Here is a 7,664-nt window from a genome sequence, read left to right on the forward strand (position 1 = left end):
CGACGCCGTCGCCGAACTGGTGCCGCGCGAGCCGAGTTCGCCGGCCACCACGGAAATCGTGATGGCATCCGCCAAGGCTTCGCTCAAGCTTCTTGCCGTGCGGCTGGGCCGCGAATTATTCGCCCTTCCGCTCGACCGGGTCGAGCGCATTCAGGCCTCGATCGTCGTCACCCCGTTGCCGCAACCTGGAACGGGCTTCCATGGCATGGCGGATGTCGGTGGGACGATGGTGCCCGTGCTCGATCTGCGCCGGGCGGTCGAGCATGCCGGCTCGGATCCCAATCCACCCTGCACGCTGGTGCGCATCGAAGGCGCGCTGGCCGGGCTCGTGATCGATCAAGTGCTGCGCATCGAGGACCTTCTGGACAAGGACGTCGAGGATATTGCCATGAACCCGCGGCTTCCAGTATCGCACGTCGCGCGCTCCGGCGATCAGTTGCTGTCCGTATTGGTCCTCGACCGCGTTTTGCCGCCGCTCGACAGCGTCCTGGCGATGGCTGCGAAACCCTGAGGCTGTGCATGCAGCCTGGTGACTGTTTTGGGTGCGTTCACGTTTACGATGGGTCGCCAAACCTTGGTCGCAACCCGGCGCGGATTCGTCGCTACGATATCCAGCTTCCCGGCACAGCGGGCGCGGCGATGGACGATCCGGGGTTTGAGATCAAGCCGGCGCTCCGTTCGCGTTCCGGCTGGTATTGACGCCTGCGATATCGACGGCGTATTCCCCTCGGCGGCCGCTTCCTCTTGCCCGGATTCGGTTCCGCCGGACGCAAGGGAGGAGGGCGAGTAAAGAGGCCTGTCGCGCCATGAAATCCGCCATTGTGGTTTTCCCCGGCATCAACCGCGAGCGCGACATGGCGCGCGCGCTGCGGCTTGTCTCGGGCCGCGAACCCGCGATGGTCTGGCATGCCGAGACGTCGTTGCCCGCGGGCACTGATCTCGTGGTCGTGCCCGGTGGATTTTCCTACGGCGATTACCTGCGCTGCGGCGCCATCGCCGCGCGCGCGCCGGTCATGGACGCGGTGCGCGCCTTCGCCGCCAGCGGCGGTCTCGTGCTCGGCGTCTGCAATGGCTTTCAGATTCTCTGCGAGGCCGGTCTTTTGCCCGGCGTGCTCATGCGCAACGCGCGGCTGAAGTTCGTCTGCCGCGACGTGCACCTGCGGGTCGAACGCTCCGATACCCCGTTCACCCGCGGCTACAATGCCGGGCAGGTCATCCGCGTCCCGGTCGCCCATGGCGAGGGCAATTACGAGGCCGATGAAGCGACGCTGCAGCGGCTGGAGGGCGAGGGCAGGGTGATCTATCGCTACTGCTCCGCCGATGGCGCGGTCGACGAAGGCTCGAACTTCAACGGCGCGGCGCACGCGATCGCCGGCATTATCAGCGAGCACGGTAACGTGCTCGGCATGATGCCGCATCCGGAAAACCACGTCGAAGACATCATGGGCTGCACCGACGGCCGCGGCCTGTTTGCAGGCCTGGTGGCGCATCTGGAGCAGGCGGCTTAAAGGTTCGCGGTGGCTCGCAGCCTGTAGTCACATGATGCAGATCAATGATCTCCTGGTCAACCAAACCGATCTCGTCGTGGTGCCCGGTGAATTTTCCTACGGCGATTACCTGCGCTGCGACGCGATCGCCGCGCGCGCGCCGGTCATGAACCCAGCGGCGGCCTCGTGCTCGGCGTCGGTGGCTCGTAGGATGGGTTGAGCCCTTCGCGAAACCCATCATCTTCGCAGATCGCCATTGATGGGTATCCGCGGTGCTCTACTCATCCTGCGCTGAGATGGCGGTCGACGAAGGGCGTTGTGAGCGCATGTCCAGATCGCCTCAAGGACCCTCAAGTTGTTCTCTATATGTTCGATTCATTCCCGGTTGGCACTTGCGTGGCGCGAAGGTAGAAGATACCTGATGAGGAGCCTAGGAACCTTATAAAATGGCTCTGAGCATAAAAGACCCTGAAACCGAGCGCTTGGCCAAGCGGCTGGCGCAGCTCACCGGCGAAAACATCACGACGGCAACCAGACGCGCGATCGAGGAGCGGCTGCGCCGGCTTGGCGGGGAATCCCGTAAAGCGACGCTGTTGGAGGATATGGCCGAAATCCGTCGGCGCTGGAGTGAAATGCGGATACTGGATGACCGGACACCAGAAGAAATTCTCGGATATGACGAGCACGGATTGCCACGCTGATGGTGATCGACACCTCCGCGATCGTGGCCATCGCTCTCAACGAACCCGATGCCTCGGAGATTGAAATGCGGATTGCCGATGACCCCATCCGGCTGATCTCCGCGGCAACCGTGCTCGAAGCGACGATGGTGCTGGAGACGCGGCTGGGTGAGGCGGGCGGGCGCGAGTTTGAGCTTTGGCTGCTCAGGATCGGTGCCGAGATCGTCTCTTTCGACGCCGAGCAGGCCGATGCGGCGCGGCGCGCCTGGCGTCGCTACGGCAAGGGGCGTCATGCCGCCGCGCTGAATTTCGGCGACTGCTTTTCCTACGCGCTGGCGGTGACCCGCGGCGAACCCCTGCTGTTCAAGGGCGAGGACTTTGCAAAGACCGATGTCAGTCGACCGGGCGAAGCGTCAATCCGATAGCGCGTAGGAGAGGTTGAGCCCTTCGCGAAACCCATCTTCACAGCGAGCGTAGCCTGGATAAGCGCAGCGATATCCCGCGTCTTCGCCTCTGCTATAATTCCCGCATGTCGCTGCGTTCATGCGGGCTACTTGCTGCATGGCGCGACTATCTTCCTAAGTGCGGGGAAGCCGACTTCGAGGCGTGGCGCGCGGACGCGGCCTGGACAGCGGACAAATACCGGCGTTGTAGCGGAGGCGAGCGCATGGCTCATGATTGGCGCCGGGGAGCTGATGAAAATTCGATGTGCCTGTCGAGCTCCCCGACTTTCTAGGGCAGCTCTGTGAACTTGCCGAAGCTGTCGACCACGAGGGACACTTCCTTACCGGATTTGACCGCTCTGTAAGTGGTGATTTTACCGGATCTGATTTCGCGGATTTGCGAGTACCCAGCGGATTTGAGCTTAGCTACAAGCTCCTCTGTGGTCAGCCCATAGGCCGGCGAGAAAACTGTGATGATCTCGAATACGCACACCATCGCCTGGACCAATCGCAACACGATCCGTGCTCCTCGTTTCCGCAAACCACACGGCCCAGGTTCCAGAAGCTGACCACGGGCAACGCGAAAGCCCAAGCGGAGATCCATGAAAACTCCGCCCGCTGGCACGGCCGCCAAGCGACAGCGCGCGGCATCCGCAACGCAACGACGGAATTCCGCATCCAGGGGCCATCGATCCTCGGTGCGAGGATGGCTGGGCGGAGAGCCGCTGTAAAGGCTGGCCTGCGGCAACCGCCTTCGGAGGCTGTCGGCCTTGACAGCGGCTCTCCGCCCAGCCGTCGTTAGCCACCATCGGCTCGAATGGAGTGTGCACGTAAACCGGGACAGTAGAATTAAACTCGGCCGCCGAACAGGCGTCTTCGGATTGCGCGGCCATCCTCCGGAAATCAACTGGACCCCATTTCTTTCTCCGCGATGTGGGAAATATCGCAAGCTGTTGCGGGATGCAAAATAGCCTCAGTCGGAATATTTTTCCTTTTCGACGGGACGCGCGGCCATCGGGGGATTGTTCCGCCTCGCCCGCGAAGTTATCAAACCGCCATTGTCGGACCTATTGCTGGATTTCGCCATGCCGGTCGCATTGGCTTGGGCGGCCAGGATTGTGCGGGCGGGGGCTTTGATGCGTTTTGTCAGGAGTATGCTGCGGCTGAATGCCGTAGCAGCAGGGTTGATGCTGGCCTCATGCGTGACGGCGCCGGTAGGGCCGGACAATCCGGGGACCCGGGTTCGCTTCAAGTCGCCGGACGTGCAGAAATGGGTCATGTCGCAGACCTTCGACCGGCGTACGATCTACCGCTGCCGGCCGCTGGCATGCGCGGAAGGTTCTGTGGTCAATATGCGCACGATGCAAAGTCCGACGCGCAGCCCGGATCCGCAGGCGCTGGAGAAATTTGCCCAGGAGGATGCCGAGCGAACGATAGCGCAAACCCAGCAGGCCTCGTCGGGAACGGTGGGGGTCCTTCACGATATCACGCCGCTCACTTCGCGGGTAACCAAGGTCAAGGATTATCCGGCCGTCCACTGGGAGTATCGGGCGATCGGTCCAAACGAAAAAACCGTCTATCTTGTCCGCGAACTGGTGTTCGCCGGCAACAGCATGATCGAAATCGTCTCGTCGTCGTTCGGCCTTGAGGTCGCCCGGCGCAACGGCGTCGATTTCGCGGGCATCATGGAGATCGATGACTTCGCGCCGCCGGCGCGGTGAGTGGAAGGCAGCGCTAGCTAGCTCAGCTTATGTCACCAAAGGTGGTGTCAATTTCAAGTTTTTGCTGGTTCTGTCTCAACGATTGAAATCTATGGTTGAATACATTTGTATACACAACTAACCGCATCCAAAGTTGCGCCAATAACGCAAAAATGTGATTGATCGCAGTGACATGAGCGATCCGGGGGTCTGGCGAAAGTCCGTCAGTACCTGACCGAAAATTGCGGGCCCCTGGCGGGCGAGGGCGGAGGGGTAAGCTCGATGCGATCAGGATCAGCCGTTGCTGCTGGCGTCAACCGGCGTTCGCCGCTTCACCCGCTTGATGGTACCGGAAAACGCGAACAGCGCGCGTTCGCCGGATTTCAGCACCCCGCGCAGAAAAATCAGCGAACCGCCGGCGCGCATGATTTCACCGTCACATTCGATCAGCTCGCCCTCGCGCGCGGCGTCGAGAAATTCGCAGGCAAACGATACCGTCACGCCCGGCCCCTGCAGCATCGGTGCGGCCATGGCGAACAGGCAATAGTCCGCGAATGTCATGAAGCAGCCGCCATGGACATTGCCCATGCCGTTGAGATGTTTCTTCTCGACCCGGAAGGCGCAGCGCACGCGGCCGTCATCGTCCAACCGGTGCCAGAACGGGCCATTATTTGATTCGAAGCTGTCGCGGCTCCAGGTGCGCCAGCCCTTGAATTCGCCGGAGGTTTCGACGTGCAGGTCGGGGCGGCGGTGGAATGCGGATTGGGTCAGGTCGTCCAAGCGATGTGGCCTTGGTTTGCGGGCATTTGATCCTTAAATCCGATTGGCACGTGATGTGCAAACTCCGGGCCACGCTGCACCCAGCGGCAAAGCTCTGGACAGCGGGAAAGTGCGCCATAAAAGGCCTTTTCCACCCCTGCCGATCTCCCTAATAAGGGACCTCAACCGCTTGAAGAGCCTCATGAACCAGCCGCCAATCACCCCCGAACTGGTTGCCGGCCACGGCCTCAGGCCGGACGAATATGAGCGCATTCTCAAGCTGATCGGCCGGGTGCCGAGTTTCACCGAACTCGGCATCTTCTCGGCGATGTGGAACGAGCACTGCAGTTATAAGTCCTCGCGGCTGCATCTGAAGGGATTGCCGACCAGGGCGCCCTGGGTCATCCAGGGGCCGGGCGAGAACGCCGGCGTCATCGACATCGGCAACGGCCAGGCGGTGGTTTTCAAGATGGAGAGCCACAACCATCCGAGCTACATCGAGCCCTATCAGGGCGCCACCACCGGCGTCGGCGGCATCTTGCGCGATGTGTTCACCATGGGTGCGCGGCCCATCGCCTGCCTCAATGCGCTGAGTTTCGGCGCGCCGGAACATCCCAAAACCCGCCATCTCGTCTCCGGCGTGGTCGCCGGCGTCGGCGGATACGGCAATTCGTTCGGGGTGCCGACCGTCGGCGGGCAGGTCCGTTTCCACACCCGCTATGACGGCAACATCCTGGTCAATGCGATGGCGGTCGGCCTCGCCGATGCCGACAAGATCTTTTATGCGGCGGCCTCCGGCGTCGACATGCCGATCGTCTATCTCGGCTCCAAGACCGGCCGCGACGGCATTCACGGCGCCTCGATGGCGTCGGCCGAATTCGACGACTGTTCGGCCGAGAAGCGGCCGACCGTGCAGGTCGGCGATCCCTTCGCGGAAAAACTGCTGCTGGAAGCCTGCCTGGAGATCATGGCGGCCGATTGCGTGATCGCGATCCAGGACATGGGCGCGGCCGGCCTGACCTGCTCGGCGGTGGAGATGGGCGCCAAGGGCGATCTCGGTGTCGAACTCGATCTCGATTGTGTGCCGACCCGCGAAACCGGCATGAGTGCCTATGAGATGATGCTGTCGGAAAGCCAGGAGCGCATGCTCATGGTGCTGAAGCCTGAGAAGGAAAAACAGGCGGAGGCGATCTTCCGCAAATGGGGACTGGATTTTGCCGTCATAGGCCACACCACGCCGAGCAAGCGTTTTGTTGTCAGGCACGGCGGCGATGTGATGGCCGATCTGCCAATCAAGGAATTGGGCGACGAGGCGCCGCTGTACGATCGCCCCCATGTGCGTTCGCCGCATCTGCCGGTGGTCCACGCGCGCGAGATAAAACCCCCGGTCGGAATTGCCGCCGCGCTGGAAAAACTGATCGCGACGCCGGAATTGTGCTCGAAGCGCTGGGTCTGGGAGCAATATGACCACGTCATCTTAGGCAATACGGTGCAGCGTCCCGGCGGCGACGCCGCCGTCGTTCGCGTGCAGGACGGACCGAAGGGGCTGGCGCTGACCGTGGACGTGACGCCGCGCTATTGCGAGGCGGATCCGGTCGAAGGCGGCAAGCAGGCGGTGGCCGAAGCCTGGCGCAACATCACCGCAGTCGGCGGCCGGCCGCTGGCGATCACCGACAATCTCAATTTCGGCAATCCGGAACGGCCTGAGATCATGGGCCAGTTCGTCGGCTGCCTGCAGGGTATCTCACAAGCCTGCCGCGCGCTCGATTTCCCGGTCGTGTCCGGCAACGTCTCGCTCTACAACGAGACTAACAGTCGCGGCATCCTGCCGACGCCCTCGATCGGCGGCGTCGGCCTGCTCGATGACTTTACCAAGTCCGCAACCCTCGCCTTCAAGGCCGAGGGCGAGGCGATCCTGTTGATCGGCGAGACCCATGGCTGGCTTGGGCAATCGGTGTATTTGCGCGACATCTGCGGCCGCGAAGAAGGCGCGCCGCCGCCAGTCGATTTGACGGCGGAAAAGCGCAACGGCGACGTCGTGCGCGGCATGATCCACGCCGGCACCGCGACCGCGGCGCACGATATTTCCGATGGCGGGCTATTGATCGCGCTGGCGGAGATGGCCATCGCCGGCGGCATAGGAGCGCAGCTCCTGGCCGCACCCGCAGCGATCGTGCCGCACGCCTGGTGGTTCGGCGAAGACCAGGCGCGCTACCTTGTGACGGTGCCCGCGCTCGATGCCGGCCGGGTATTGGCGAAGATGAAGGGCGCCGCACTGCCATGCCAGCGCATCGGCACGACGGGCGGCAGTGCCATCGCTATCACCGGTGAGACGCCGGTATCGATTGCGTCGTTGAAGGCCGGTTTCGAGGGCTGGTTCCCGGCCTATATGAGCGGCGCAGCCTGACGCTCACAGCACACGCGTCGCGCCGGGGATCCTGCGCAGCGCCGCCGTCGCAGCCCAGCTCAACGCGACGGTGAACACCAAGGCGACCAAGGCCTTGACGATGGCGGGCAGATCGAAATCGAATAGCCAGTATTGTATCCACAGCACGATCGGGTAATGCACCAGAAAGATGCCATAGGCGTCGCCCT

At 62.7% G+C, this 7,664-nt stretch carries 8 protein-coding genes and 2 pseudogenes; 7 read left to right on the forward strand and 3 right to left on the reverse strand.

Features of this window, described 5'->3' with window-relative positions; genetic code table 11:
* From ABSG20_RS24535 to ABSG20_RS24555, 5 genes and pseudogenes are all read left to right on the forward strand, one after another.
* On the forward strand, positions 1-511 hold a 511-nt coding region (locus ABSG20_RS24535; protein WP_423867091.1), incomplete at its 5' end, for a chemotaxis protein CheW.
* A 295-nt stretch (positions 512-806) separates the two neighbouring features.
* Positions 807-1,508: a phosphoribosylformylglycinamidine synthase subunit PurQ gene (gene purQ, locus ABSG20_RS24540; RefSeq protein ID WP_423867092.1), complete on the forward strand. Its 702-nt coding sequence runs from the start codon at positions 807-809 to the stop codon at positions 1,506-1,508.
* A gap of 64 nt (positions 1,509-1,572) precedes the next feature.
* Positions 1,573-1,659, forward strand: a pseudogene (locus ABSG20_RS24545) (phosphoribosylformylglycinamidine synthase subunit PurQ); the annotation flags it as partial.
* A 274-nt stretch (positions 1,660-1,933) separates the two neighbouring features.
* Positions 1,934-2,188 carry a type II toxin-antitoxin system VapB family antitoxin gene (locus ABSG20_RS24550; RefSeq protein WP_423867093.1) on the forward strand — a complete coding sequence of 85 codons (255 nt, stop codon included), beginning with the start codon at positions 1,934-1,936 and terminating at the stop codon, positions 2,186-2,188.
* Positions 2,188-2,592 (forward strand): type II toxin-antitoxin system VapC family toxin, encoded by a 405-nt coding sequence (locus ABSG20_RS24555; protein WP_423867094.1) that lies wholly within the window; start codon positions 2,188-2,190, stop codon positions 2,590-2,592. The genes ABSG20_RS24550 and ABSG20_RS24555 overlap by 1 nt, the downstream gene beginning before the upstream one ends.
* Positions 2,593-2,899: 307 nt before the next feature.
* Here the strand turns inward: ABSG20_RS24555 and ABSG20_RS24560 are convergent, their stop codons facing one another.
* The gene (locus ABSG20_RS24560) at positions 2,900-3,214 is read right to left on the reverse strand and encodes a hypothetical protein (protein ID WP_423867095.1); all 315 of its coding nucleotides are present in this window, start codon (positions 3,212-3,214) and stop codon (positions 2,900-2,902) included.
* Positions 3,215-3,695: 481 nt separating this feature from the next.
* Here ABSG20_RS24560 and ABSG20_RS24565 point away from each other — a divergent pair, with 481 nt between their 5' ends.
* Positions 3,696-4,331, forward strand: a complete 636-nt coding sequence (locus ABSG20_RS24565) for a hypothetical protein (protein WP_423867096.1) — start codon at positions 3,696-3,698, stop codon at positions 4,329-4,331.
* A gap of 273 nt (positions 4,332-4,604) precedes the next feature.
* Here the strand turns inward: ABSG20_RS24565 and ABSG20_RS24570 are convergent, their stop codons facing one another.
* Complete coding sequence (locus ABSG20_RS24570) at positions 4,605-5,090, reverse strand: PaaI family thioesterase (RefSeq protein WP_423867097.1); 486 nt, start codon at positions 5,088-5,090, stop codon at positions 4,605-4,607.
* Positions 5,091-5,271: 181 nt separating this feature from the next.
* Here ABSG20_RS24570 and purL point away from each other — a divergent pair, with 181 nt between their 5' ends.
* Positions 5,272-7,476, forward strand: coding sequence for a phosphoribosylformylglycinamidine synthase subunit PurL (gene purL, locus ABSG20_RS24575; protein WP_423867098.1), 2,205 nt, complete (start codon positions 5,272-5,274; stop codon positions 7,474-7,476).
* Positions 7,477-7,479: 3 nt separating this feature from the next.
* On the opposite strand, the pseudogene ABSG20_RS24580 reads toward purL, so the two are convergent.
* A pseudogene (locus tag ABSG20_RS24580) lies at positions 7,480-7,664 on the reverse strand (acyltransferase family protein); the annotation flags it as partial.

The organism is Bradyrhizobium sp. (assembly GCF_049512235.1).
Lineage (GTDB): Bacteria > Pseudomonadota > Alphaproteobacteria > Rhizobiales > Xanthobacteraceae > Bradyrhizobium.